The following is a 25,909-nucleotide window of genomic DNA, read 5'->3' as shown; positions in this document are numbered from 1 at the left end:
TTAAAAAAACGCTCCAGCTACCTATGTTCCCGCAAATAATAATGAATCAGACATGTATGACATATAAACTGCTCACGTGGATCGTTAAGATCAAAATCTGTCATGTCGCGTATCCGTTCCAATCTGTATTTTACTGAGTTACGATGTATAAAAAGATAATTGGCTGTATCTACCAGACTGCCCCTGTTTTCCAAATAATAAAATAACGTTTTGAGTAAGTCACTGCCATGTGAGCGATCATATTGCTGAAGTCTCCCCAGCTTGCGTTCAAACAAATTTGAAAATTCCTCTTTGTCCATCGCTTCTCCAAGCATATAGTGCATCTCTATATCGCTGTATTTGCATACACGTTTATCAGGATACAGCCGCTGGGCTACAGTAATGGCACGACGTGCTTCATTGTAGCTTTGCAGCAGCTCCCATAACTTTTTGGCACTTCCGATGCCTAAATAATAATCGGCGGTACCCCAGGCTTTTTCAGTTGACCAGTTTTTCAGCGTATCACTCCAGGACGTTTCCTGATCAGAGCCAGGTGCGTTCTGATGATCATTCGGCTGAAGAGTCGGCAGAAATAATATCGCACGATTTGAACGGAACTCAATATGAGACACCACACGCCGTCGGGTCGATTCCATACTCAATAACCCAGAAAGAATCTCTTCTGGCGGAGCCGTAGCACTTTCCAGTACAGCCACCTCCCAGTTATATTCCGGGTTGAATCCCAATTGACGACCTCTCCGCTCAACCTCATGCCGCACCGGCAACGGAGGTGTCATGAGCTCATCTATAAAATTCCCCCGTAGTCGGCTTTCCGTATCTTCTACTGCCTTTTCACGCATTAATTCTAACGCCATCACCAGCCGTGCCTGCTCAATACCAACCTGCTCCATATCATCCAATTCATTGCGGGCAATGACCAACTTGGCGACTGTACGTTTATCCACACTAATGGGAAAATGACGAGCATCTTGTACCTTCGCCCAATCCCAATCTTGTGGTGAAGTGACAATGGCTTGACCACCATTATCAATCAAAGCAACCGGAGCTTTAAAAAGCTCTGCTATATTATCGCTTACAGCCTGTATGCCACTGTTCTCCAGCACCATCGTCGTTAACGTTCGATAGATTTCTTCCGAACGTCGCAGCAGCTCTGCCTGTCGGTTCAACACCATATCCATGACACGCTGCGTAATATCCGTATAGGGAATATCGGCTGGAATCTCAATCACAGGAAGGCCACAGGCATTACTTTCTTCAAGCGCACTATGGGGAATTTCCGTGAGAAAGCGGGTAGGCTTGATCACAAGCGCCGCCGCCCCGCCCTGATGCAGTAATTGAATAATTTGACACAATACCTCAGGCTCATGACGGATCGAATAAGCCGTTGTCATTAACAATACACCTTCCCGGACCCAGCCTTTCAGGTCAGGGACTTCCATAATGTCAATAAACCGGACAACCCGGCTTAGCCCTTGTTCTCCGCTTAATACCTTCGCCTCCTTCAACACGGGTATTGCCATGAGCTCTTGAACTGTTACACCCGGTATTTTCATAAAGACAGACCACCCTGCTATTTATTTTGCAAAATCCTTAGTTCATCTAATTTTCAGGATAGTGTACCAAAAAAGTGTACAAAACAAAACCTTTTACCGCTTGGTCAAATCTATCCACACCAGCCCATTCCTATCTTTAGGAGCTCAATGGAACATAAATAAACCGCCCTTTTCTGGAAAAGGCGGTTTATTTTAATATTCAACTATTTATAATGAAGTTTAAGAACTATCCTGCTTGTACCCCACACGAAGTGGCTGCTAGCGTACCGAAACAGCTGCACCCAACGCCACAATCGGGTCAATAGCCCGAATCCCTAGTGTACGCTCCAGCTCTGGCGCAAAGTTCATCGTTACAAAACCTGTGCAGGCAAGTACAATTACCTCAGCCCCCTTCTCCTGAAGCCGTAACGCTGCTGCCATAGCTGCCTCTTTACCTTGTGGAGTGTTCAAGTCCAGTGTCGTCTGCACACCTATGGGACGCTCTGTACCGATATAGGTATCGCCCAAAATGCGGCGAATCAGCGGCGGAGCCTCCTCCAAAATGGTCAACACGCCTACACGGCTGGCCGATGTCAGAGCCAAGAGTGCCGCACAGGACCCCGCCCCGTATACAGGTACAGATACAGCCTGACGAGTTTCCTCTAGCGCTGGATCAGCCGCGCAGCTAATACCGATAGACGTACAGCCTTGTTCAACGAGTTGTTGCGCCGCGAGCACAATTTTAGGCACCGCTTCCCGGTCTGTGATATCATCGTAGATCCCTTTCGGCTGATCGGGAATACATACACTGGTGACAGGTAGCCCGTAGCGCTGCTCAATGACCCGGCCGTGAAGGTCGATAGCTGCTTTGTCCTGCATGGTAAGCACTCTGATCATTCCAAGCATGATAACTTCCTCCCTTTATCGCTCTAGCAACTGACCAGCCTTCATAATCAGACGATCATCCAGATATACATCCGGTTTTTGTACGACTCCGTCAATATGTACACCCGCAGCGACAGTTCCCCCAAAAGTATTATTGCTGCCAAAAGCGACATGAATCGTGCCATATACTTTCTCGTCCTCTAACACAACACCTGTAATGCGGGCTTTATCATTCGTTCCAATACCAAATTCGGCCAGCATTCTACCATCGCCTTCGCCGAGCATATCCAACAGGGACTGTCCGGCTTCCCCTTCTGCGGCGATTAATCTACCATTTTGCACCGTCAGCAGCAGTGGCTCTTTTAAGGCACCGATTCCTGCTACAGAACCGTCCACCACAATCTGACCCTGTGCCATTCCTTCCAGCGGAGCAATATACGCTTCACCTGAAGGCAGGTTCCCCGATTCGCCAGGATTCAAATACATACCTGTGCTGGGAACGCCGTTGCGCCCTTCTATGGTAAAGTTCAGACTATATCCTTCCTTTTCAATCCGTACCTGCTTGGCAGCAGTCAGCAATGCGGTCACCTCTTCGGTCAGCGCCTTGACCTTCGGATAATCAGCAGCAATTGCTCCATTCATGAACATATCGTCTGTCATGCCGGGCATGGTCGCCAGGCGTGCTCCAGCAGCTGCGGCTTGCTTACGGGCACTTGTATGTGTCAGCGAATACCGGGTGACACATACAACAACGTTGGAGCGAAGCATGGCTTCGGCAACAGGGGCCGGAGGCTCCTCGCCCGATTTGGAGCGAACCTTCATCGTCAAAATAGCTGCTTCTGCCCCCAGTGCCTTGCCAGCTTCATATATGGACTCGCCCAATTCTTTTTTATCATCGTCGGTTACGACCAGAAGCGTCTCCCCAGCGGTAAGTCCCAAACATTTTTGCAATACATTTTTACTGATTTCAATACGTTGTTGACTCATAGTTCTTACCTCCAATTTTTAGCTCCTTACACCATTTCCGATACCAGTTTGCCAATCAAGGCATTGGACAATACAACGGGAACCCCTGAGTAATGCGCCGCTAGCTCTCTATGCGTTTCCGTATAGCCCATGCAATCCAGTACGATCAGATCGGCTTGATTCTTGAACTGTCCTGCTGCTCGGCGAAATTCTTCCTCACTGCCACTGTAAGGCGAGGCTGCCGCAAACTCTGGATTCAATCCATAAGGGCTGAATTTAAGCTTGAGGTTGTTCTTCTGTTCTTCGAGCGGTCCAATGAGACCCAACCTTCTTCCGCTGGACATGGCCTTTAGTACAGGAGGAAGCACATGATCTGGCTCAATTAGAAAAGCGCTTCGGGTATGCAATCCAGGAAACACACCGGTACAGAGTAGCAAAATAGTACGTATGCCTTGCTCCTCCAAACGTGTGATTTTGTCTTGGAGCAGTGGCTGGATTTTTTCGCGTGAAATGACCACCGACTCCCCGGTCGTCAAGCGCGAGGTTAATACATATTCTCCCGGTGACGGTGATAGATGCTGTTGTATATAGTCCAATGAGAGCCCATCTAGCGCACCAGCCTGTACCAGCTCTGCCCGTCCTTCCAATGCCCTTTCTACGATAGGGGTCACATCTGACCGGGGGGCTTGCCCAATCGTAATCATCCCAAGCTTATGCATTTTGAATCCCTGCTTTCGCTTCATTTTATTTTACGCTCCTGGCGACAAAGGGCAAGCCCGCGGTCTGCCTTTATTTCGGTTCTGGTGAATAGTTTTAACTTATGTTACTGCAACTTTCCTAACATAAACAATGTTCGTCCTGACCAAAACAAAGGCTTGTTTGTTGTGCATAAAGGATAAAAAAACAAAATCATAGCGCTATTATTACATTTTATCCCTTTATAATGTCAAGAAATATAACGCAGTATAAACATCTCTTCCCTCACTGCCCTGCGCTTTGGAGTGTCTTACCTGTCCGTATATGCTAAAATACTTCCGTATCGGCTATTCGCCTACAGGAGGGCATGATCATGAAACAATCTATTTTGATCGTAGAAGACGAAGAAAAGATTGCTCGGCTTCTAGAGATCGAACTTCAATTTGAAGGCTATCAAGTATGTAAAGAAAAAAACGGAATTGATGGGCTGGAGACGTATTGCAAAGGCAATTGGGATCTAGTGTTGCTGGATATTATGATTCCCGGTCTCAATGGCATCGAGCTACTTCGGAGGATTCGTAAGCATGATACGAACGTTCCTGTCATTTTGCTGACGGCTAAAAGTTCCATTGCAGATAAGGTCGAGGGACTCGATTTGGGAGCCAATGATTATGTTACCAAACCGTTTGTGATCGAAGAGCTGCTTGCACGTGTACGGGCTGCACTCAGAGTGGGTGCAACGATAGACATGGCTCCACAAGTGGTAGATAAATGGCTTAGTGCCGGGGATTTACGTCTCCATGAAGGTACTCGTGAAGTTCTTCGAGGAGAGCACAACATTGAGCTTACACCGCGAGAGTTTGACTTGCTCGTTCATTTACTCAGACACCAGCGGCAGGTACTTAGCCGTGAACAATTACTGGAGAATGTATGGGGCATAGATTATATGGGCGATACCAATGTGGTCGATGTGTATATTCGCTACGTGCGCAATAAAATCGACCCTACGCGCCAGCTCCCTGAGCTGATCCATACTGTACGCGGAATTGGTTATGTACTGAAGGAATCTTTATGAAGCTACAAAACAAAATCCATACGTACACCTCGTTATTATTCGCGGTCTTACTTGTAGCCATTAATTTTTCGATCTATTTCCTATTCAGCCAATTTTCGATAGACAATCGAAAAGACCAGGTAGAGGCCGCAGCAGAGAACATAGTTCGTGGGATTCAACGTGCTCCGGTATCCGTAGCCGCTGAGGATCTTCTCCGAGCCTATGTACCGCTGGATGGCATGCTTCGGCTGATGAAACCAGAAGGCGACTTTCTTCCCCCTATCACCTCTTCTTCCGAGCAATCTCTTAGCTTGATGAAGGGCGTTTTTGATGAAACACGGCAGGTTCACATGACTACCTATGAAAGCAATCGTTACATTCTTGTATCGCTCCCCATGATTTGGACCAATGGCGAGGTTGTCAATCTCCAGGTGACCGAAAGTCTGCAACCGACGATGCAGACGCTACAGGTACTCAGAATCGTACTTGTGGCTGTCACTGGAATTGCGCTCATTCCTGTCGTGGTGTCGGGAAGGCTGCTCGGCAGACTGATCACACGTCCAATTACATCTATGATTAGCACGATGAAAGAAATTCAGCGCAGCGGGAAATTTAAACGTCTTCCGCTCCATTCATCATCACGCGACGAACTGGTCGAAATGGGAGAAACATTTAATGACATGATTGAACTGCTGGAGCGGAATTTCGTCAGGCAAGAACAATTTGTATCTAATGCGTCCCATGAATTGAAGACACCGCTCACCATTATTGAAAGTTATGCCAGTCTGCTCAAACGGCGGGGGTTGCAGCATCCCAACATTTTCGCCGAATCCGTTGAAGCGATTCATTCCGAGGCGATCCGAATGAAGGACATGGCAGAGCAGCTTCTTCTGTTGGCCAGAAACGAAGAACAATGGAATGTCGTGCTGGAGCCTGTACGCCTGACCAGAATAGCGACAGAATTAAAAGCTACATTTGAAAATGCGTTCGCCCGACAAATTCAACTGGATGTACAGGCAGACTGCATTGGCTATACCGATGAAAATAAGCTGAAGCAGCTCCTATTTATCTTTTTGGATAATGCACGCAAATACAGTGACGAGCCGATACACCTGATGATTGATACGGTGGGCGGTACAGCTCAACCCTGCATAAGAATCACAGATCAAGGAATTGGAATCCCGGAAGAAAAGTTATCTAAAGTATTCGACCGCTTCTATCGTGTGGATGAAGCCAGAAGCCGCGAGGAAGGTGGGGCTGGGCTAGGCTTATCATTGGCTACAGGAATTGCACAAGCTATACATGCTCAAATTGGGCTAGAAAGTGTAGAGGGGAGCGGAACAACTGCAACGATCATCCTCCCTACCGTTCCAAAATAATAAGCCAAAGGAGGGAATAACGATGAAAGCCATCTATGTGTGGGTGATTGGGGGTGCGCTGGCGGCTGTATTGATTACAATTTGTCTTTTACAGTGGCCTTGGGCACGGTCGTTAGTAGCTTCTCCATTGGAAGAAAAGGCCGTCATCCAATCCGTTTTGCATCAGTATCCCGGTGAGGTGCTCGAATCCCAACGCTTGGGTGATTTTTATCTGATCAGGCTGGAACGCGCCAAAGGGAAGTACGATATAAAAGCCAATGCCTATGACGGTGTCATCGACTCCATTAAGCGGATACAGGTTTATTCAGATGCGAAGCAGGAGCCCCAAGACCACAATCCTGGTAACTCACCAACCAGAGACACATCGAATCCAGCTAATAAACCTGCCCCGGTTTCTCTCGTTATTACAGAGAAAGAAGCAGCCAAGCTTGCTGCCAAAGCAGTTAACGGAACATCCGATGATATTGAGCTTCATCGCAACGACAAAGGCCTCTACTATCTGGTTGAGGTTGAGGTAAAAGATGGGCGTGAAGCAGTAGTACAGGTCAATGCAGTATCGGGCTCTATCGACTCTATAACGTGGGAAAAAGAAAAACAGGAGCACAACGAATCATGACGACTTGATGATCATCTCAGCTCATGTTTTCTCATGGTTTTCTCATGATTCTATTATGTTCCTCTCATGTTCAAGAGATAAGCTGTATTCATGCTTATAGCACAAGGAGGAATTATGTAATGAAAAAAAACTATACATTAGGAATTATGGCAGCCACGGTTCTGCTTGGAGTTACAGTTACGGGTGTCTCAGCGAATGTTGTATGGGCCGCTAAACCTACGGGCCTTATTGGAGCGACCGCCGCTGCCAACATTGCCAAGAAGGCTGTGGGGAATAATGCACAAGTTGAAGATGTCGAACTGGAGCGCAAGAACGGAAAAGTCTACTATGAGGTGGATCTCCAGCAAGGGGATAAAGATTGGGATATAGATGTTGATGCTTATACTGGGAAAACCATCCGTTCCCATTCTGAGCTTGATCATGACTCGAATGACGAGTCCTCCCTTAACAAGCCAAATCACATCACCCTGACTGAAAAACAGGCTGGACAAATTGCGCTTAAGCACGTACCCGGGAGTACCCTTTTGTCTTCTAAATTGGATAAGGAAGATGGACAGTTCATCTACGAGGTAAAGGTACTCACCAACGAAGGAACCGTTGAGCTTGAAATCCATGCATCATCTGGCGCAATCGTGGATACAGACGAAGATGATGATGACAACGAATATTAATCACCCAGGTCATAATCAGGGTAACTAAATACAGAGCTAATTAATACGGAGCAGTGAACTTTCGCTGCTCCGTTTTTTTGACCAATGTGACATAGGAAAAGAACGAAGATGGCTTCATAAAACTGCACCTATTATTTCTTCATGAATAGACTGATAACTAACAGAGGATTACCTTTTTCTTCAATCCAAAGTCAAGTGAGGTTCTTATGGCGAAATCCTATACTAAAGCACAGATTCGCAAAATCACCCGTCGTTTCGGCCTGATCCCGTTAAAATCAAGCTTAGTCTCATCATTATACCGAAAAAATGCAGTGATCCAGGTGAAAACGAAAAAGGGAACTTATGCATTAAAGCCCTTTAGTCGTACAAAGATGATCCGTTCAAATACGATTCAACAGATGGAACGAGCTGCGAGTCATATAAGGCTTTTGAAAAAGAGAAAGTATACCTACATGCCCGCATGGCTCCCCACTCATTCCGGTAAGTTATGGACTCTACATCAAGGAACGCCATTTTATGTAAGTCAGTGGATCAAAGGACGGGGACTGGAGACCGCTGAAGATTTCGAAAAACTGGGGCGGGCACTTGCCACACTTCACGCCACCTCCACCGGCTTGCATCGGATGGATAAAGGAAAGTCCCCTCCGACCATTCAACAATTGCGGATATGGAAAAACCAGGATCGTCTTTTTCAAAGAAAAATGATAAAAAACAGTCGCCATGATAAAACGTACCGCAACTGGTACAATGCTCACGGCGAAGACTGCAAACGTTTATCCAGGCGAGCATGGAAGGATTTGCAGGATGCATCCATCATAAGGCTGCTTCGGATGGAACATCGGCATCCCTCCTTGATACACAGTGATATCACTACCCCAAATGTCATTATTTCGGATGACGGTCATCTCAAAATCATTGATTGGGATCGGGCTAAGATCGGCTCAATCTATGCTGATTTGGCAAAGGCCCTTATGAATACGACTCAATTCAATCCTGAATTTGTGCAATCCTTGCTGAAGGGATACCAAAAGCGTAAACCACTAAGCCGTACTGAACGGAAGATTGTTACAGCTTTATATAAACTACCACGAGAAGCCTGGCATGCTTCCCGACACCCGAATCGTTCAAGAGATCGCGAAATCCTGGACAATTGGGATCAGTCGTGGCCTCTTCGATTACAAATCATCCATATTTTGCAGGAGTGGGCTCATGTATAAAAGAAAGTGAGGATCAAAATGTCGATTTTATCGAACGTTGAGCAGATGTACGGAATCAAAATTCAGCGTACCCGTCAAATGAAGGACATTCACAAGATTGAGACCGCTAATACGACTTATTGCTTAAAACCCTACAAATTTCCGGAAGAAGAGATCCGTTTTATTACACGTGTCTTGTCCTACTTGGATGAGCGCGGGTTTACACGCAGCCAAAAGGTCTATCCAACAGTACAACAAACGGCTTACATGACCTATGAAGGTGTTTCGTATACATTAACCAATTGGGTTCATGGACTCAGACCAGAATTCACAAAAAGAATAGACTTCAAAAAGGGAATTGCTACTTTAGCCAAATTCCATTCCAGTGCCGTTAGCTTTCCTATCACTGAAGCTCCGCCATCCAGAATCCGTTATGAAGGCTTGAGCGATGAAATAGTTGGATACAAAAAACGCCTCATCCCATACAGAGGCACAGCACATCTCGTAGCTCTTTGTGAAGAAGTGTCCCATCGCCTACAGCAGCCCAAAGTTAGAGAAGCCATTGCTCAGGAGCAAAAAGCCGCCGCATTTATACACGGCGACTATAATTATCCCAATCTGATTAAAGACAAACAGCTCAAAATCCATTTGATCGACTTTGAAAATTGCTCCCTACATGTAAGGATGAAAGATCTCTCCCATCTTCTTCATCGGAATTGTCTTTGGAACGGGACAAAGATGCTGCGCGCGATAGATTACTATCAACGATATCGTCCATTGAGCACCCATGATTTGCATCTGCTTCACGCACTATTGATCTCTCCCTATCATGTAGTCCGCAATATCAGAATAGGCGGCTTCCGTTCTGCCAAGCGAGTCATTCCGTCGTTCGCGCATTTGAACAAATACCGACGTGAACTTAGATCACTCTTATAATCTGTCAGCTTGGAACTAAACAAAAAAACAGACCCGATGAAGCGGTCTGTTTTTTTGTGTTCTGACAACCAACTACAGGAAAAGCGCATGCCGCTAAAGCCAATCGAATTACTGACTGTACCGGTACAACCAAAAATATATAGCATTGTAAACAGCACTTTCCCCTTCTACAATGATGCTAAGACTCAATGCTTAATGGTTTCGAGAAGAGAATTTGGGAAACTAACAATAGAGGTGATTGTACATGTACACCATGACAAAAGAAGAAATAAAAGCTTATTTAAACAGAATTGGAATTCCCGAAATTCAGCCTCCTACCCTTTCCTATTTAGTTGAACTGCATAAGGCTCATGTAAAACATCTTTCATGGCAAACATTGGACATTTTCGCAAGGAAGCCGGCAGCCATTGGTTTTCGAGAATCCATTCAACTCATTCTACATGGGAGAAGTGGTTATTGTTTTCATCTGAATGGTGCCTTTAGTGCACTACTATATTCACTAGGGTACAAAGTCTCTCTGCATCGTGCCGGGGTACAACCTCTGGGAGCTGAACCACGCATTAATTCATTTCATCTTGGACTAACAGTGAACTTGCTAAATGAGCATCATGAAGATGAAGTATGGATTGTTGATGTCGGGCTAGGCGATATGCCATATGAGCCTCTTCCACTCCGTATGGGGACTTATGAACAAGCCCCTCTTCATTATAAAGTTATGGAATCCGGAGTTGTTACAAAAGGTTGGCGCTTAGAGCATGACTCACTTGCTTCATTTGTTGGCGTTGATTTTGCCCCTGCGGTTGTTCAGGATTTGGAAGAATTTATGCCGAAACATCATTTCTATAGCCGCTCAGCGGAATCTCCATGGTTTAACCTGTTTCTGATTCGGCAAAGGCAAGCATTAGAGGCGAATGAACTCAGAGGATGTATTTGGAAAAGACGCGGGCTAAACGGTTTGGAAAAAGTAGAACTGGATAAGAAGTCGCAGTGGCTGGAAGTGTTAGCAGATGTATTTGGCGAGCCGCTCGTTAACTACAGTCGCCAGGAACGGGACGAGTTATGGAAAAGAGTACTTGCGGCTCATATAGAATGGAAAAAGTCTATGACTGAATCGTTACAGTAGTGAAGCCTCCAACGTAAGGATAGCCTTCAAGCCACATCTTACACCTGCAGCATTTCCGAGGAGTGCTGCAGCATTTCCAATTCCTTCACCATGTTTTCGATCAGCTTTGTGAACGAAGCCAATTCCTCTGAGCTGGAAGCCTGTTGCCGGGCACTGGCTGTTGTGGCAGCTGTTTCGGATTGTACACTGTCAAGCATACGGGCAATATCCAGCACCTTGCGCTGAATTTGCTCCTGTGCTTGCTTCGAATTAGATGCAAGCTTTCGCACCTCCTGTGCCACAATTTGAAACCCGCGCCCTGCTTCCTGCGCATGGGCAGCCTCAATCGCCGCATTCAGTCCCAGCAGATGAGTCTGATCGGACAGTTCCCGGATCGTACCGCTCATCTGCTCAATATGCTTAATCTCGTCACTCAAATGCTGTACCAATTCCTCTGTATGTTCCTGCGAAGAAGCAGTGTTGCAGGCACTCTCCGCGATATTATCCGTATTTTCCCTAAGCTCAGCAATCATCCCGGTCAAATTTTGCGCAATTCGGGACACAACGGTCAGCACCTGCGTTTGTTCGTCGGCCAGCTCGTTGATTTGTTCCTTTTCCTTTTCCTTTTCCTGATAAGCTTCCAGTACAAGCTGGGAATCCAGGTTGAACATTTTGGAAAGAGCATGCACAATAAAAAACCAGTCCTCTATCCCCGAACGCTTTAAAATGTCCACTGCAATATCAAGATAAGCAATGTACGTGCCCAAATAATAATCGGAAGACAATCCGATTCGGGAATGTACCTGCCCCACAAAAAGACGGTGTTCGATAAACGGATCATCTATTTTTCCATCTGCGAGAGAAAGCCAGTATTCACGTTGTGTTTGTTTTAGTCGTTCAATATTCGACCATTTGGAAATAATCGACATGAGATGCGGAACCTTTTCTACATGCTCATAAAACCGATCGACCACCTCATTCACAATAGATTGGAATAGTCCCTGATAATGATGTAATAAAGCCAAATCATCATCAGTAATACCAATATATTGTATCTGTTTTAATCTACTCTCCGCGACATGAATCATAAGTTCCTCCAAATAATAGTTTACATAGATTTTACATTACCATATTTATCGGCAACTTTTTAGAAATTGTTAAAAAAGCAGAAGATTGATTATGATTTTTTTCATAGCAATTTCAGAAAATATATAATCACAACTGCCTGATGATACAAAAAAGAATCCGGCAGCACCTGAAATCCCCTGTGCTTGCCGAATTCCCTCTACGAAACACGTTGATCGGATACCTCACAACCGTGTGGCACCATCCAGATCAACCCATGGTTTCACCATACTGTACTTGTTTATTATTTCGTCTTACCGATTCAGGAGGCTACCTACATACCTCAACAGATCGTTAGCGCTGGCTCCTGTGTAGCCATGCTCCTCAATCAATCGCTTAATCACTTCATTCATCCGTTTGAGCTGATTAGCGTCAGGCGTTTTGGTCGAAGTCGTAATCTTCACAATATCCTTCAAATCGGCGAACAGCTTCTTCTCAATGGCTTCTCGCAGCCGATCATGATGATGATACTCAAACTTCCGTCCCTTGCGAGAATACGCGGAAATACGGATTAATATTTCTTCACGGAACGCTTTTTTCGCATTTTCCGATACCCCGATTTGCTCCTCAATAGAGCGCATGAGCCGCTCATCCGGGTCGAGTTCCTCATCTGTGAGTGGATCGCGAATTTTCGCCCAATTGCAAAAAGCTTCGATGTTATCCAAATAGTTGTCAAACAACGTCTTGGCTGATTCCTCGAAAGAGTACACAAAGGCCTTCTGCACTTCTTTTTTAGCCAATTCGTCATATTCCTTACGAGCCACGGAAATGAAATTCAGATAGCGTTCTCGTTCTTCCTTTGTGATGGAGGCATGTTGATCCAGACCATCCTTAATTGCTCGTAAAATGTCCAGGGCATTGATGGATTCCACATTTTGCTTAATCAATGCACTAGAAATACGATTAATGACGTACCGCGGGTCTACCCCGGACATACCTTCCTCTAGAAACTCACTTTGCATTTCTTTCAGATCGGCTTCCTTGTATCCTTCGACCTCTTCACCGTCATACATGCGCATCTTTTTGACCAGATCCATCCCCTGTTTCTTCGTCTCCTTCAAGCGGGTAAGCACGGAGAAAATGGCAGCCGTTCGCAGCGCATGAGGCGCAATGTGGATATGTTTCATATCACTTTGTTCAATGAGCTTGGCGTAAATCTTTTCTTCCTCAGATACTTTCAGGTTATAAGGAATCGGCATTACAATCATCCGTGATTGCAACGCCTCGTTCTTTTTGTTTGCAATAAAGCTTTTATACTCGGATTCATTGGTGTGAGCCACGATCAGTTCATCTGCACTGATGAGCGCAAACCGCCCAGCCTTGAAGTTTCCCTCTTGGGTCAGAGAAAGCAAATTCCACAAAAACTTCTCATCGCATTTCAGCATTTCCTGAAACTCCATCAGTCCACGATTCGCTTTGTTCAATTCTCCGTCAAACCGATACGCACGCGGGTCAGATTCCGAACCATACTCCGTAATCGTGGAAAAGTCGATGCTGCCCGTCAAATCAGCAATATCCTGTGACTTCGGATCAGAAGGGCTGAACGTACCAATACCAATTCGGTTTTCTTCCGATATAAATACCCGCTCCACGCGGACCTTTTCAATATCGCCATCAAATTCCGTGCGCAATCTCATCTGGCAGGATGGGCAGAGATTACCTTCAATCCGTACACCCAGCTCCTTTTCAAAATCGGGACGCAGCTCATGAGGAATCAGATGAAGGGGGTCCTCGTGCATGGGGCAGCCTTCAATCGCGTATACAGCTCCCTGATCCGTTCTCGAAAATTTCTCCAGACCACGTTTTAGCAACGTGACCAGTGTCGATTTCCCCCCACTGACGGGTCCCATCAAAAGAAGGATACGCTTGCGTACATCGAGCCGCCTGGCTGAGGAATGGAAATATTCCTCCACCAACTTTTCCAGCGCTCGATCCAATCCAAAGATCTCCTGCTCAAAAAATTTGTATCGCTTATGTCCCCCAACCTCTTCTACACCAAAAGATTCAATCATCTTGTAAACCCGTGCATGAGCTGTCATCGCCGGCGTCGGGTCTTTCTTGAGTATCTCAATATACTCTCTAAAAGTGCCGCTCCAGGCCAGACGGTTGTTTTCCGCCCGGTACTCCGCAACGCGTTCAAAAATATTCATGCTCGGTTCCTCCCATGACTGCGTAATGACTATCCTCCACTCCTGATGATTATGGCTACACTCGTCACGCCTTTCAGGATATGATGCAATCCTCTTAAAAAAAGTGTAATACATACCTATGCAGATTGATTTCAGAATTGACCTATTTTTTATGACAGGTCTCTCTGCTTTTTCGAAAAAACCAAGGGATACACTGTGCTAAAATATACAACAACGACGCGGACCTGACGCATTATGGTACAATATAAGCTCGGAATAATGGGATAAAGGAGCGGGAGAAGTCATGGCGGTTCGGCATGAGACGGAGTTGTACGCTCCGGTGAAAGCCTTTTTTGAGAACTTGGGATATGAAGTCAAAGGAGAGGTACGCAACTGCGATTTGGTGGGTATCAAGCCAGGGCAACAGACACCACTGATTGTGGAGATCAAAAAGACGTTTAACCTGGCGCTTGTGCTGCAAGGCATGCAGCGTTTGAAACTAAGCAGCAATGTATATGTAGCTGTAGAACGGAATCGTGCCAAAAAAGGGGCCGTGAATCAGCGCTGGAACGAGCTGGTCGGACTGTGCCGCCAGTTAGGACTTGGCTTGCTCACCGTCACCCATTTTAAAACTAAGCCGCCGCTCGTTGAGGTACTGTGTAAGCCTGCGGCGCCTAGCGACAATGTCCACAATGCAGCAAAGGTACGCCCCGGCTCGCGCAAGGAAAAGCTGCTGCGGGAATTTCACGCACGCAGCGGTGACCACAATATCGGCGGCAGCACCCGACGCAAGCTGGTCACTGCCTATCGGGAAAAAGCGCTGCGCGTAGCCGTAGCCTTGCAGAGCTTGGGGGAAGCCGCTCCGGCGCAGCTAGCCCGCATAGCAGCCGTCAGCACAGCTGCTGCCGTACTTCAGCACAACTACTACGGCTGGTTTGAGCGCGTATCCCGCGGCCGCTATCGATTGACTCCGTTTGGCGAAGCTGCCCTGAACGAGTATGCGGCAGTACTGCAAGAGCATGGCATTAAAACGGCCACTGGTATGGACGCAGAGCTTGACGAGGACAGTGGACAGCGCCAGATTGCGGAAGCGCCATTCACTTACTCCACTGTTGCAGCGGAAGCGGAAGATGACTGACATGGGGCGATGGTTTTTGCTAGCTCCGCGCAGTAAATTCACTGATCGTCTCACCGATCAGATTCATGCCCATAAGCAATTGCTCACGGCCCGGATGGCTAAAATTGAGTCGGATATGGGACGCGCCTTCACTGCCAACCGCACATAGCGCACCTGGCATAAAGGCTACGCCTTTGGGTAACGCCGCCTTTAGCAGCAATGCGCTGTCCAGCCCATCGGGCAACTGCACCCATACATACATGCCACCGGACGGAATATGATACGTCACGTCTTTCCAAAACGGGCGCTTGAGCAGCTCCAAGATTAATTGAAGTCGAGTCGAATATTCCTTGTTCAACATCGCCAAGTGCTCGTGCCATTGAAAACGCGAGCTGGTCAACAATTGGAACAGCAGCCGTTGGTTCATCGTACTGGATTGCATATCAGCCAGCTGCTTCAAGGCGTACATCCCTTCAATTAACGGTGCAGGACCAGCAGCCCAACCCGTTCTCAGCGCAGGAGCAACTGTTTTATTGAACGAACCAATATAGAGTACTTGACCTCCCTGGCCCGCATGATCCAGCGCAAATAGTGAGGGGTAAGTCTCTGCAAATTTTCGACTCTGACCATGCGGACTCTTGTCATGGGACTCATTTTTTTGCTTCAAATGCAATTCACCATAAGAATCATCCTCAACTACTAGCACCTCATGATGCCTGCACAGGTCCAAAATTTCCTGCCGCCTTGCCGCGCTCCACAAGGAGCCCGTCGGGTTTGTAAACGTTGGCGTGGCAAAAAAAAGCTTGGGTCGATAACGGATCATTAAAGCTTCAAGCTTATCAGGAATGACACCTTCCGCATCTGATTCTACAGGAACGATCTGCGCACCCTGCATAGATAGTACTTGTAAACATCCAGGAGATGTCGGGTTTTCAACTAATACCGGATCACGCTCATCCACCATCAGCCTTATGATCAGGTCAATGGCCTGCTGACTGCCTGTCGTGAGAAGGATTTGACCTGGTGGTACTCTTACTCCTTTACGCTGTTCCCACTCTCCCGCAAGCCATGCCCGCAAAGGGAAATAGCCCTCCGGTTCACCATACTGGAGGGCGTCAGGGCCGGAGCCAAACACATCATGGGCCGCTTCTTCCAGCAACTTCACCGGAAACAGCTCTTGTGCAGGTAGTTCTTCAGCCAGAGATATAAAGGAGTGTCTTCTCGCATTTTCCCGGATATGACGCACTGGAGAAGCCAACATCGCAGCCGTTCGTGAAGCAAAGGAATATTGCATGAACATCCTCCTTCTCCTGAAAAATAGGTCATGATCTCCGGGCTGACGCGTCAGGCATATAGCTGCTTCATCTGACGCGCATATAAGGCATAACGTTCAATCGCCTGCGCCCGGCTGGACACGCCTAATTTCGCATAAATTTTACGTAGATAATTATCAATGGAGCGCCGGCTAACTTCGATCTCGATAGCAATTTTGTCATATGTAATACCTTGTACAATACGTTCCATAATAAACACTTCGGTTTGTGTCAATTCGTCAAAAGGCTCGGATGCCATTAACGGCATAAAGGGCCAGTTTCCACACCGAATCCAGTCCATTGGTAAAGAAGCAAATCCTTCGCGTAAACCGTTGATCAGATGGATTAACTGGCTCGGTGATGCCTGCTTGGATAACATTCCATTTGCTCCAAGCGAAATTAGCTGCTGAAACAACGTAATATTATCCTCATCCGTCATAATAACAATATGGCTGTCCGGAGACAAGGCCCGCATTTGTGTCAAAAATGGTTCCGCCGTTCCCTCAGGCAACCTGTAGTCCATTAAAATGATTTCCGGTCGAATGGAACAAGCCAGCTCCAAGCCTTCCGTTCCGGAGGAAGACATCCCTCTGACAAGCAAATCCTGCTGGTCTTCCAAAATAAGCTTTGTTCCCAGCATACTTGTAGGATGGATATCTATGATGACCACCTGCCATACTTTTCTCATATCTAAACCTCCTGATTTTACAAAAAAATACATAGTTAGTAGCGAAAATAATTCTAAAATTGGGGATTGCATATGTAGAAATTGCGCGAATGTGAACGTATAGGAAGCGAAAAACGTTTAAGGAAATTGTATCCTAGGACTTCCTTCCGATGCAATCTCTTTTTCCAATATTTTTATACGACTATTTCACTTTTGCGAAATAAATAGGCCCATGATAGAATTGGTACTGCAAATAAAGACTGGAAATTTGACTTTACACGGGAGTTGAAAATCGTATGCAAGCTTCACCTGAACGTCCTCCTACCGAAGCTCGGCGGAGCAATTCAAGAAAGGGGTTACCCGTAAAGGCTTTTCTGCTATTTTGGTTCATTCTTATTATACTAGGTGCTCTCGCAACCTATCTGTATAGCAATCACTTGAAGCAGCAAATGCTAAACGAGATGCAAACCCATACAGACCAACAGATTCAAGCACTCAAATCTGACTATGAAAAGCAACTGACTGCTCTTTCCAAGGAAGTTAGCGGATTGCAGGGAAAAGTCCAGTCCTTCAATGAACTACTGACCTTTACGAAGGATAATGCAAACAATAAGACCGATAACAGCAATAAACTGTATACCCAATTAAACGAAGTCAAGCAGCAACTCAATACACTTCAGAAAAAAATGGACTTGCTAAAATGAATGTAGACGCAAAACAAGTGAACCGGTTCTTTATGTTGGCCCTTGCTCCTTTTATCGGTTTGTTGGGGTGTATTTTGTTAGTGCATCCCTCATTGAGCTTTCCTGGGTCTACTTCTTCGAGTCTGCAAAAAGCTGAAGTCACTCTACAAACGCAATCAGTAGGCAAGCAGCTTGATGAAGCCAAGCAAACGGCAACATACACCTTGTCTACGATTCACCGGACTTCTGAGCTATACAAGCAAACGACCCAAACGATGAATCAGCTTGTCGTGACTGCCTCTACGCAGTCCAAGCGGCCCGCGATCATCTATGATCGACGTATCACCGCCAAACTGGGGGTTCCCTATGAGCGGGTAGATAGCAACCGGATTACCATTGAATTGTTTAAGGTAAACCCGGGAATTTATCATGGCTACGCTATGAAGGTCAAACTTAAAGATCCTACTGCTATGAAAATGTCTTTGGGAAGTGACAAATTGGGTGGCTCCGAAACCACCATGCGTGCAGTCTTGAGACACGGAGCTATTGCAGGCATCAATGCAGGCGGCTTTGCGGATGGAGACGGCAAACGCTATCCATTAAGCACTACTGTCTTGAACGGCCACTACCTTACTGGCTTTCAGTCCAGTTTTAAGGATTTATCCTTCGTCGGACTGAGTAACGATGGCAAGCTTATCGGTGGCAAATTTTACAGTCAAGGTGCTCTTGACAGCTTAAAGCCTGCCTTTGGGGCTACCTTCGTTCCCGTCCTGCTGCAAAGGGGACAAAAAATGCCTATTCCTGACAAATGGAAAGTCTCCCCCAAGCGGGCCCCACGTACGGTCATTGGCAACTATAAAGATGATCAGTTGCTCATTATTGTCGTAGACGGCTACAATGAAAGCGGGGGTTCGGGCGCGACGCTCGAAGAACTGCAAGGGAAAATGTACAATCTAGGTGTTCAAGATGCCTATAATTTGGACGGAGGCGGTTCCTCGTCGCTTATACTTAACGGTCGAGTCGTAAACAAACCGTCCGATGGTAATTTGCGTCCAGTCCCTACTCATTTTTTGTTCTATAAATAGCTACCTAATAGTCTACTACTAAATTAAATATGCTAGCCGACGTACGGCTCTATCCGAAAAAAAGCATCACGAACGAATGTCGTGATGCTTTTGCCTCATTTAGGAGGAATACTGTGTCATTTCTGTCAGGCATTGAGCACAAATATAACGGTCTTTGAAATCGTTCACTTGTTCTACTGACCCGCAGAATACACATTTTGGACGGTAACGCTCCAAAATAATGTGGTCACCCTGAACCAAAATTTCGACAGGATCTCCCTCATTCATTTGGTACCTTTTACGCAGTGACTTAGGCAAAACTATTCTCCCCAGCTGATCAACTTTACGTACCACACCGGCAGGTTTCATCGTGATCGTACACCTCTCCTATTGAGTAATAACTTACAAATTTCTTACCATGCGAAAAACTAGGTACAAAGACACTATTCTTTATGTAGTATTCGCTGTCTTTTTGTCGAATCCTGCTGATCACAGGAAATTTTATTACATTTTTTCATAAAATCATGAACCATATCAAAGTATGGTACAGAATGTCTATAATATTTTTATCGACCGGAAAGCCAATTATCATTAGCCCTCGCTGAGAAATTTCGCAAATTTTCGACCATACAACCTTTATTTAAGCTCCACTGTCATGTACCTTTGAGCAACAAAGGTGAAACTCTTATTAGCAACTAAGGTCCTGGTTCTTTATTCGCATTTATACTTGTTCACTCGATGCTCTTTATGATAAATCCGGAAAATCCATTTGTCTCAGCGCTTCATATACAATAATCGCAGCGGAATTCGACAAGTTTAGAGATCTTACTTTATCAGACATAGGCATCTTGATACATGTATCTGGATTAGCAGCTAGCAGCTCTGGAGGCAAACCTTTCGTTTCTTTACCAAATACCAAGAAGTCTCCATCCTGAAATGCAATATCACTATATCGCTGATTCGCTTTGGTCGTCGCATAAAAAAAGCGGCCTTCCTGATATTTCTCCTGCACTTCAGCAAAAGACTCGTGATATTCAATGTGGACAGCATACCAATAATCAAGTCCAGCCCGTTTTAACGTGGCATCGTCGGTACGGAAGCCCAGTGGCTTCACCAGATGCAGATGAGTTCCGGTTGCAGCACACGTTCTGGCAATGTTACCTGTGTTAGCCGGGATTTCCGGCTCGACAAGCACAATATGTAATGGCATCACGTTTCGTTCCCTTCATCATTAAATTCATCAGACAAATAACCTACAGTTTAACCAAAGTGTATACATTAAAAACATACACATTCTTTTATTTTAACAAAATCAGACAGATATGAACATCAAACGACAAAAATTTCAACCCACACCACTAAAAGCCTTCCCCTATACACATTCAGGGAAGGCTCTACATTTACTTTTTCGATTTTAAATATCGTGTATCGAAATATATGTCCGCGTAATTAACTGTTACGTTGCTTGAATCCGTCCATAAACTCGGCTAATGCTTGACAGTTCTCCAGTGGAACAGCATTGTAGATCGAGGCGCGAAGCCCTCCTACACTGCGATGTCCCTTCAGTCCGATAAATCCGGCCTGTTCGGATTCCTTAATAAATTGTTTTTCCAGATCCTCATTCGCGAGGCGGAAGGTTACATTCATGATAGAGCGATCAGCGCTGTCCACACAACCACGATAGAAGCCTTCGCTACTGTCAATACGGTCGTATAGCAAAGCAGCTTTCTGCTGGTTCACACGCTCAATGCCTTCCAAACCGCCTTCTTCCTGAATCCATTTCAGCACTTCATTCACCATGTATATGGCAAAGGATGGGGGAGTATTGTAGAGAGAGTTATTTTTTTCATATGTGCTATAACGCAACATCGTAGGAATATTGTCCGGTGAGGAAGTCAGCAACTCTTCACGGGCAATCACGACCGTCACACCAGAAGGTCCCAGATTTTTTTGTGCGCCAGCATAAATCAATCCAAATTGAGTAACATCAAAAGGCTTGCAAAAAATATCGCTGGACATGTCCACAATCAATGGTACAGACCCCGTATCCGGGAATTGCTTAAATTGTGTACCTTCAATCGTTTCGTTGGACGTCATATGCACATAAGCAGTATTCTCAGGCAAGTCCAAGGAATCCACATTCGGAAGACGCATGTACTTCTCATCAGCGGAGGATGCGGCAATATGAGCCTTGCCCAGTAGCTTGGCTTCTTTATATGCCTTGTCCGACCAGCTACCTGTCATTACATAGCTCGCAGTCTGTCCTTCGCGCAAGAAATTTAAAGGCAGCATTGCAAACTGCGTACTTGCGCCCCCTTGTAGGAATAACACCTTGTAGCCTTGTGGATTGCCCAGCAGAGATAACAGACGTTCCTGCGCCTCATTATGAACAGATTCATACACAGCTCCACGGTGAGACATTTCCATGATCGACATCCCTGTTCCCTGGAAATCTACGAATTCAGCTTGTACACGTTCCAGTACTTTAAGCGGCAATGCCGCTGGTCCTGCATTAAAATTGTAGGCTCTCTTACTCAACAAATTCCCATCCCTTCTCTACTCTGGTGTGGATATTATCGCTATGATAGCAGTATTCATAAATGCGTTCAAGACTTGTATAAAAATGTTTTCAATTTCATTTATGATGTGACAAAGTTGTGAATGTTAACGTATTTAACATCTTTATTTTGTAATTTTCACTTTAATATTAAAAGGTCCCCGGCATAAGACCGGAGACCTATCTTGAATAACAACTGTTACCCGTAAGCTAGTGGTTGTTATTCAAAGCAGCTAAGCAATCAAGTTATTAGCAGTCAAAATACAGGCTATATTCGTGTGGATGAACACGGATGTTCACCGATTTAGCTTCAGAACGTTTGAACTCTACATAGTTATCAATAAAGTCCTTCGTAAATACGCCACCTTCAGTTAAGAATTCGCAGTCAGCTTCCAGAGCATCCAAAGCCTCATCCAATGAACCAGGTACGCTACGGATTTTACCTTTTTCAGCGTCAGACAGCTCGTAGATGTTGGTGTCAAGTGGACCATAACCCAATTCGATTGGGTTCAATTTGCGCTTGATACCATCCAGACCCGCCATCAGCATCGCTGAGAAGGCAAGGTAAGGGTTAGCAGTGGAGTCTGGTGTACGGAACTCGATCCGACAGCCTTTTGGAGTAACAGCCGCTACTGGAATACGTACAGCCGCAGAACGGTTACCTTTGGAGAATACCAGGTTAACTGGTGCTTCGTAGCCAGGAACGAGACGTTTGAACGAGTTTGTGCTTGGATTTGTCAAAGCGATCAATGCAGGTGCATGGTACAGAATACCGCCAATATAATGAAGAGCCATTTCGCTCAGATTAGCATAAGCACCTTTTTCGTAGAACAAAGGAGTGTCGCCATCGAAAATGGATTGGTGAACGTGCATACCACTTCCGTTGTCCCCGAAAATTGGTTTCGGCATGAATGTTGCCACTTTACCATATTGACGAGCTGTGTTGTGTACAATGTATTTATAGACGAGCAGGTTATCTGCTGTTTTCTTGAGTGTGTCAAAACGGAAGTTGATTTCCGCTTGGCCTGCCGTAGCTACCTCATGGTGATGGCGCTCAATTCTCAGACCTGCTTCTTCAAGCAAACGGCACATTTCACTACGGATATCTTGTTGGGTATCTACTGGCGCTACAGGTACATATCCGCCCTTCACTCCCACTTTAAAGCCCAGGTTGCCGCCTTCTTCCTTACGGTTCGTGTTCCAAGCTGCTTCCTCGGAGTCTACGAAGAAGGAGGAGCTATTCATGCCGCTTTCGTAGCGAACATCATCAAAGATGAAAAACTCGGACTCAGGTGCAAAAAATGCTGCTGTGCCCACTCCTGCGGATTGCAGAAATGCCTCAGCTTTTTTTGCAATGCCGCGAGGATCGCGGTCGTATTTTTCGCCATCTGGCGTAGCAATGTCACACAGAATATTCAGTGTAGGATGCTGAGTGAAAGGGTCGATAAAAACCGCTTCTGGATCGGGCAGCATAACCATGTCGGACTCCTCGATGCCACGATAGCCGGGAATGGAAGAACCGTCGAAAGCAACACCGTTAACAAATGTTTCTGCATCTACTTCGGAAGCTGGCAATGAAATATGGTGAGCACGACCAGACAAATCTACAAAACGAAAATCTACCCACTCAATATTATTTTCCTGAATTGTTTTCAATACGTTTTCAACGGACATGTCTTCTTCCTCCCAATTTTTCCGAACATTAAGTCTTATACAACCCTGAAATGTTCATGATCGAATGTTTTTTTCTGTCGTCATTATAAATCTCAAACATGACACGGGTCAATAGCTATGTAAGGTATTTTTTAAACTAATGTTAGATATGCTTACGCCCTTGATAACATTTGAATAGCACAAAAAGCCCGAAACATCGGGCTTTTAGGCAATTTAAATCTCATTACTGCGTTGCAGCAAAACTTTTATGCATTAATGTTAAACATTGGTTTTAAGCAATGGTAGTAGGCGTGTGAAATGTTTTCCCCACAGCAGGAGCCAATATTTCCAAATCTTTCAGCAAATCTGAAAATTGATCTGGGAACAGAGATTGTACGCCGTCACCCGTCATCGAGTTGTCGGGATCTGTATGCATTTCAATAATTAGTCCGTCCGCTCCGGCAGCGACCGAAGCCTTCGTCATAGGAACAACCAATTCACGTCTACCCGTGCCATGGCTAGGATCAGAAATAACCGGCAAATGGCTCAACTGTTGCAACACAGGGATCGCAGACAAATCGAGTGTATTTCTGGTGTAGGTTTCAAATGTGCGGATACCGCGCTCACACAGCATAACATTCGGATTTCCACCTGCCAAGATGTACTCGGCAGCATTCAAGAACTCGTCATAAGTCGAGCTAAAACCGCGTTTGAGCAACACTGGCTTGCCGCAAGTACCCAACTTGCGCAGCAGATCGAAGTTTTGCATATTACGTGTACCTACTTGCAGGATATCGGCATATTCCGCACAAATGTCTACGTATTCAGGTGTCATAACCTCTGTGATGGTCAGGAGGTCGTGCTTTTGACCTGCCTCAGCCATCATGATCAAACCTTCTACACCAGTTCCCTGGAAGCTATAAGGCCCTGTACGCGGCTTAAAAGCACCACCACGGAGAACTTGCGCACCTGCTGCTTTGACCAATCCGGCAATTTCATCTATCTGTGCAGCAGATTCAACGGCACATGGTCCACCCATAATGACAAGCTCGCCTCCGCCGATATTTACACCTTTAATGGAGATAACCGTATTTTCCGGATGAAAATCACGGCTGGCCAATTTGTAGGACTTCGATATTTTAACCACATTTTCTACGCCTTTCATTTGACGCAGATGTTCAGCCAGCTTGGGCTCTACGCTACCGATCAGTCCGATGATCGTGCGATCCGATCCCCTTGATACATGAGCCTGCAATCCTTCTTTCTCAATAACTTCAACAATAGCTTGAATATGCTCTTCAGGTGTTTGAACACCAGCGATAACGATCATTTTTTTCTTCCTCTCTATGACACATATTTTATTAACCCATTATAGATTGATATTATGACACTTAGACGCTTGTTCGCTTTTAAGCTTTTATTCGTTAAAGCAACTATACCTGTTTTAGCTATACTCGTCAAGGCTTAATTATCCCGAATTATTCAATATTCTAACTTAGTGAAGCTAACCGAATAATATCTATAAATTAAAACAATTTAAAAAGCCGCTATCCGGATGGTTGTATCCGAATAACGGCTGTAATCAATCACAAACTATTTCGTCGTTTTTGACTTCTCCCGTACAGGAGGCAGCAGTTTTTTCATATCTATGGTTCGCTGAATCTCCCACGTATCCGGGTTAGCCGCATCATACTGCTCCAAATACGTGATAACCTCTTTGGTAATCAGTGTCGGCGTGGAAGCCCCAGAAGTCACAGCCACTTTGGCTACGCCCTCAAGCCACTCCCTCTTCAGCTCGGTCACATCAGAAATACGATAAGCTGTTGTACCAGCAATTTCCTCCGAAACCTGAGCCAATCGGTTTGAATTGTTACTGCGCGGATCACCGACAACGATCACCAGATCCGCCTGTCCAGCCTGCTCAGCTACCGCTTCCTGACGTACCTGCGTCGCCAAACAGATTTCATTGTGTATCTCAGCACCTGGGAACTTCTCCAGCAGCTTCTTCATAATGTGCTTGATGTCCCATTGACTCATGGTCGTCTGATTCGTAATAAGGATTTTGCCAGCTGGTAACGTAAGACTGTCGATTTCTTCTTCCTTTTCAATCAGATGAACATGGTCAGGAGCAATACCGATAGCTCCCTCCGGCTCTGGATGATTCTTTTTGCCAATATAAACAATCTGATAGCCTTCGGCAGACTTCTCCCGAATCAGATCATGCGTTTTTGTGACGTCAGGGCAAGTCGCGTCTACCGTAGTCAACCCCTTGTCTCGTGCCAGCTTGCGAACCTCTGGTGATACGCCATGAGCAGTGAAGATAACAGTGCCGCTCTCTACCTTGCTTAAAATCTCCATACGGTTCGGGCCGTCCAGTGTAATAATCCCTTCGTCTTCAAAGGAATTGGTGACATGACTGTTATGCACAATCATGCCTAATATATAAATAGGCCGGGGTAAGTCCAGATTTCTGGCTGCCTGACGTGCCAATACCATGGCATCGACTACGCCGTAGCAGTAACCCCGGGGCGAAATTCTGAGTACTTCCAAAATGAGCCCCCGCTTTCT

General features: G+C 45.7%; 24 protein-coding genes. 10 read left to right on the top strand and 14 right to left on the bottom strand.

Annotation, left to right across the window (positions count from 1 at the left end):
• Positions 1-17: 17 nt before the first annotated feature.
• From ACUUJN_RS07925 to ACUUJN_RS07910, 4 genes are all read right to left on the bottom strand, one after another.
• Complete coding sequence (locus ACUUJN_RS07925; protein ID WP_069080724.1) at positions 18-1,553, bottom strand: PucR family transcriptional regulator; 1,536 nt, start codon at positions 1,551-1,553, stop codon at positions 18-20.
• A gap of 258 nt (positions 1,554-1,811) precedes the next feature.
• Positions 1,812-2,438, bottom strand: a complete 627-nt coding sequence (locus ACUUJN_RS07920; protein ID WP_484669480.1) for an aspartate/glutamate racemase family protein — start codon at positions 2,436-2,438, stop codon at positions 1,812-1,814.
• Between the two features lie 15 nt (positions 2,439-2,453).
• Complete coding sequence (locus ACUUJN_RS07915) at positions 2,454-3,404, bottom strand: aminopeptidase (RefSeq protein WP_053325047.1); 951 nt, start codon at positions 3,402-3,404, stop codon at positions 2,454-2,456.
• Between the two features lie 26 nt (positions 3,405-3,430).
• Positions 3,431-4,126 (bottom strand): AroM family protein, encoded by a 696-nt coding sequence (locus tag ACUUJN_RS07910; protein ID WP_069080722.1) that lies wholly within the window; start codon positions 4,124-4,126, stop codon positions 3,431-3,433.
• 326 nt (positions 4,127-4,452) lie between these two features.
• Here ACUUJN_RS07910 and ACUUJN_RS07905 point away from each other — a divergent pair, with 326 nt between their 5' ends.
• The 7 genes from ACUUJN_RS07905 to ACUUJN_RS07875 all read left to right on the top strand — a co-directional run bounded on the left by ACUUJN_RS07905 (position 4,453) and on the right by ACUUJN_RS07875 (position 11,054).
• Complete coding sequence (locus ACUUJN_RS07905) at positions 4,453-5,154, top strand: response regulator transcription factor (RefSeq protein ID WP_076293736.1); 702 nt, start codon at positions 4,453-4,455, stop codon at positions 5,152-5,154.
• The gene (locus tag ACUUJN_RS07900) at positions 5,151-6,512 is read left to right on the top strand and encodes a sensor histidine kinase (protein ID WP_484669479.1); all 1,362 of its coding nucleotides are present in this window, start codon (positions 5,151-5,153) and stop codon (positions 6,510-6,512) included. Before ACUUJN_RS07905 ends, ACUUJN_RS07900 begins: the two co-directional genes overlap by 4 nt.
• 22 nt (positions 6,513-6,534) lie before the next feature.
• Positions 6,535-7,128, top strand: a complete 594-nt coding sequence (locus tag ACUUJN_RS07895) for a PepSY domain-containing protein (RefSeq protein ID WP_484669478.1) — start codon at positions 6,535-6,537, stop codon at positions 7,126-7,128.
• A 119-nt stretch (positions 7,129-7,247) separates the two neighbouring features.
• Positions 7,248-7,799, top strand: a complete 552-nt coding sequence (locus tag ACUUJN_RS07890) for a PepSY domain-containing protein (protein ID WP_484669477.1) — start codon at positions 7,248-7,250, stop codon at positions 7,797-7,799.
• Between the two features lie 206 nt (positions 7,800-8,005).
• Positions 8,006-9,016: an aminoglycoside phosphotransferase family protein gene (locus tag ACUUJN_RS07885; RefSeq protein WP_028542948.1), complete on the top strand. Its 1,011-nt coding sequence runs from the start codon at positions 8,006-8,008 to the stop codon at positions 9,014-9,016.
• Positions 9,017-9,034: 18 nt separating this feature from the next.
• Positions 9,035-9,931, top strand: coding sequence for a phosphotransferase (locus tag ACUUJN_RS07880; protein ID WP_484669476.1), 897 nt, complete (start codon positions 9,035-9,037; stop codon positions 9,929-9,931).
• 244 nt (positions 9,932-10,175) lie between these two features.
• Positions 10,176-11,054, top strand: coding sequence for an arylamine N-acetyltransferase family protein (locus tag ACUUJN_RS07875; RefSeq protein WP_209941475.1), 879 nt, complete (start codon positions 10,176-10,178; stop codon positions 11,052-11,054).
• Positions 11,055-11,092: 38 nt separating this feature from the next.
• On the opposite strand, the gene ACUUJN_RS07870 is transcribed toward ACUUJN_RS07875, so the two are convergent.
• Positions 11,093-12,121 (bottom strand): protoglobin domain-containing protein, encoded by a 1,029-nt coding sequence (locus tag ACUUJN_RS07870; protein WP_484669475.1) that lies wholly within the window; start codon positions 12,119-12,121, stop codon positions 11,093-11,095.
• Between the two features lie 291 nt (positions 12,122-12,412).
• Positions 12,413-14,308, bottom strand: coding sequence for a PrkA family serine protein kinase (locus ACUUJN_RS07865; RefSeq protein WP_023987811.1), 1,896 nt, complete (start codon positions 14,306-14,308; stop codon positions 12,413-12,415).
• 283 nt (positions 14,309-14,591) lie between these two features.
• Between ACUUJN_RS07865 and ACUUJN_RS07860 the strand changes: the two genes are divergently transcribed.
• The gene (locus ACUUJN_RS07860) at positions 14,592-15,425 is read left to right on the top strand and encodes a DUF2161 domain-containing phosphodiesterase (protein WP_071558976.1); all 834 of its coding nucleotides are present in this window, start codon (positions 14,592-14,594) and stop codon (positions 15,423-15,425) included.
• A 19-nt stretch (positions 15,426-15,444) separates the two neighbouring features.
• Here ACUUJN_RS07860 and ACUUJN_RS07855 read toward each other — a convergent pair whose 3' ends face one another.
• Both ACUUJN_RS07855 and ACUUJN_RS07850 read right to left on the bottom strand, forming a co-directional pair.
• Positions 15,445-16,698: an aminotransferase-like domain-containing protein gene (locus ACUUJN_RS07855; protein WP_023987809.1), complete on the bottom strand. Its 1,254-nt coding sequence runs from the start codon at positions 16,696-16,698 to the stop codon at positions 15,445-15,447.
• A gap of 50 nt (positions 16,699-16,748) precedes the next feature.
• Complete coding sequence (locus tag ACUUJN_RS07850; RefSeq protein WP_023987808.1) at positions 16,749-17,405, bottom strand: response regulator transcription factor; 657 nt, start codon at positions 17,403-17,405, stop codon at positions 16,749-16,751.
• A 275-nt stretch (positions 17,406-17,680) separates the two neighbouring features.
• Here ACUUJN_RS07850 and ACUUJN_RS07845 point away from each other — a divergent pair, with 275 nt between their 5' ends.
• Entirely contained in the window at positions 17,681-18,088 is a 408-nt protein-coding gene (locus ACUUJN_RS07845) for a hypothetical protein (protein ID WP_023987807.1), read from the top strand.
• Positions 18,085-19,152 carry a phosphodiester glycosidase family protein gene (locus ACUUJN_RS07840; protein WP_023987806.1) on the top strand — a complete coding sequence of 356 codons (1,068 nt, stop codon included), beginning with the start codon at positions 18,085-18,087 and terminating at the stop codon, positions 19,150-19,152. Before ACUUJN_RS07845 ends, ACUUJN_RS07840 begins: the two co-directional genes overlap by 4 nt.
• A gap of 99 nt (positions 19,153-19,251) precedes the next feature.
• On the opposite strand, the gene ACUUJN_RS07835 is transcribed toward ACUUJN_RS07840, so the two are convergent.
• The 6 genes from ACUUJN_RS07835 to ACUUJN_RS07810 all read right to left on the bottom strand — a co-directional run bounded on the left by ACUUJN_RS07835 (position 19,252) and on the right by ACUUJN_RS07810 (position 25,891).
• Entirely contained in the window at positions 19,252-19,500 is a 249-nt protein-coding gene (locus tag ACUUJN_RS07835) for an AbrB/MazE/SpoVT family DNA-binding domain-containing protein (RefSeq protein WP_013309439.1), read from the bottom strand.
• A gap of 376 nt (positions 19,501-19,876) precedes the next feature.
• On the bottom strand, positions 19,877-20,341 hold the full coding sequence (gene trmL, locus ACUUJN_RS07830; RefSeq protein ID WP_023987805.1) for a tRNA (uridine(34)/cytosine(34)/5-carboxymethylaminomethyluridine(34)-2'-O)-methyltransferase TrmL: 465 nt from the start codon (positions 20,339-20,341) through the stop codon (positions 19,877-19,879).
• Positions 20,342-20,580: 239 nt separating this feature from the next.
• A complete protein-coding gene (serC, locus tag ACUUJN_RS07825) occupies positions 20,581-21,672 on the bottom strand; it encodes a 3-phosphoserine/phosphohydroxythreonine transaminase (RefSeq protein WP_028542950.1) in 1,092 nt (363 codons plus the stop codon).
• 265 nt (positions 21,673-21,937) lie between these two features.
• A complete protein-coding gene (gene glnA, locus ACUUJN_RS07820; protein ID WP_028542951.1) occupies positions 21,938-23,362 on the bottom strand; it encodes a type I glutamate--ammonia ligase in 1,425 nt (474 codons plus the stop codon).
• Between the two features lie 271 nt (positions 23,363-23,633).
• Positions 23,634-24,671 (bottom strand): 3-deoxy-7-phosphoheptulonate synthase, encoded by a 1,038-nt coding sequence (gene aroF / locus ACUUJN_RS07815; RefSeq protein WP_013309435.1) that lies wholly within the window; start codon positions 24,669-24,671, stop codon positions 23,634-23,636.
• A 263-nt stretch (positions 24,672-24,934) separates the two neighbouring features.
• Positions 24,935-25,891, bottom strand: coding sequence for a 4-hydroxy-3-methylbut-2-enyl diphosphate reductase (locus tag ACUUJN_RS07810; RefSeq protein WP_023987801.1), 957 nt, complete (start codon positions 25,889-25,891; stop codon positions 24,935-24,937).
• Positions 25,892-25,909: the final 18 nt, after the last annotated feature.

It is taken from the genome of Paenibacillus sp. LRG-1 (assembly GCF_057220305.1).
Note: the sequence above shows the minus strand (reverse complement) of the source record. Positions and strands in the feature narration are given on the sequence as shown.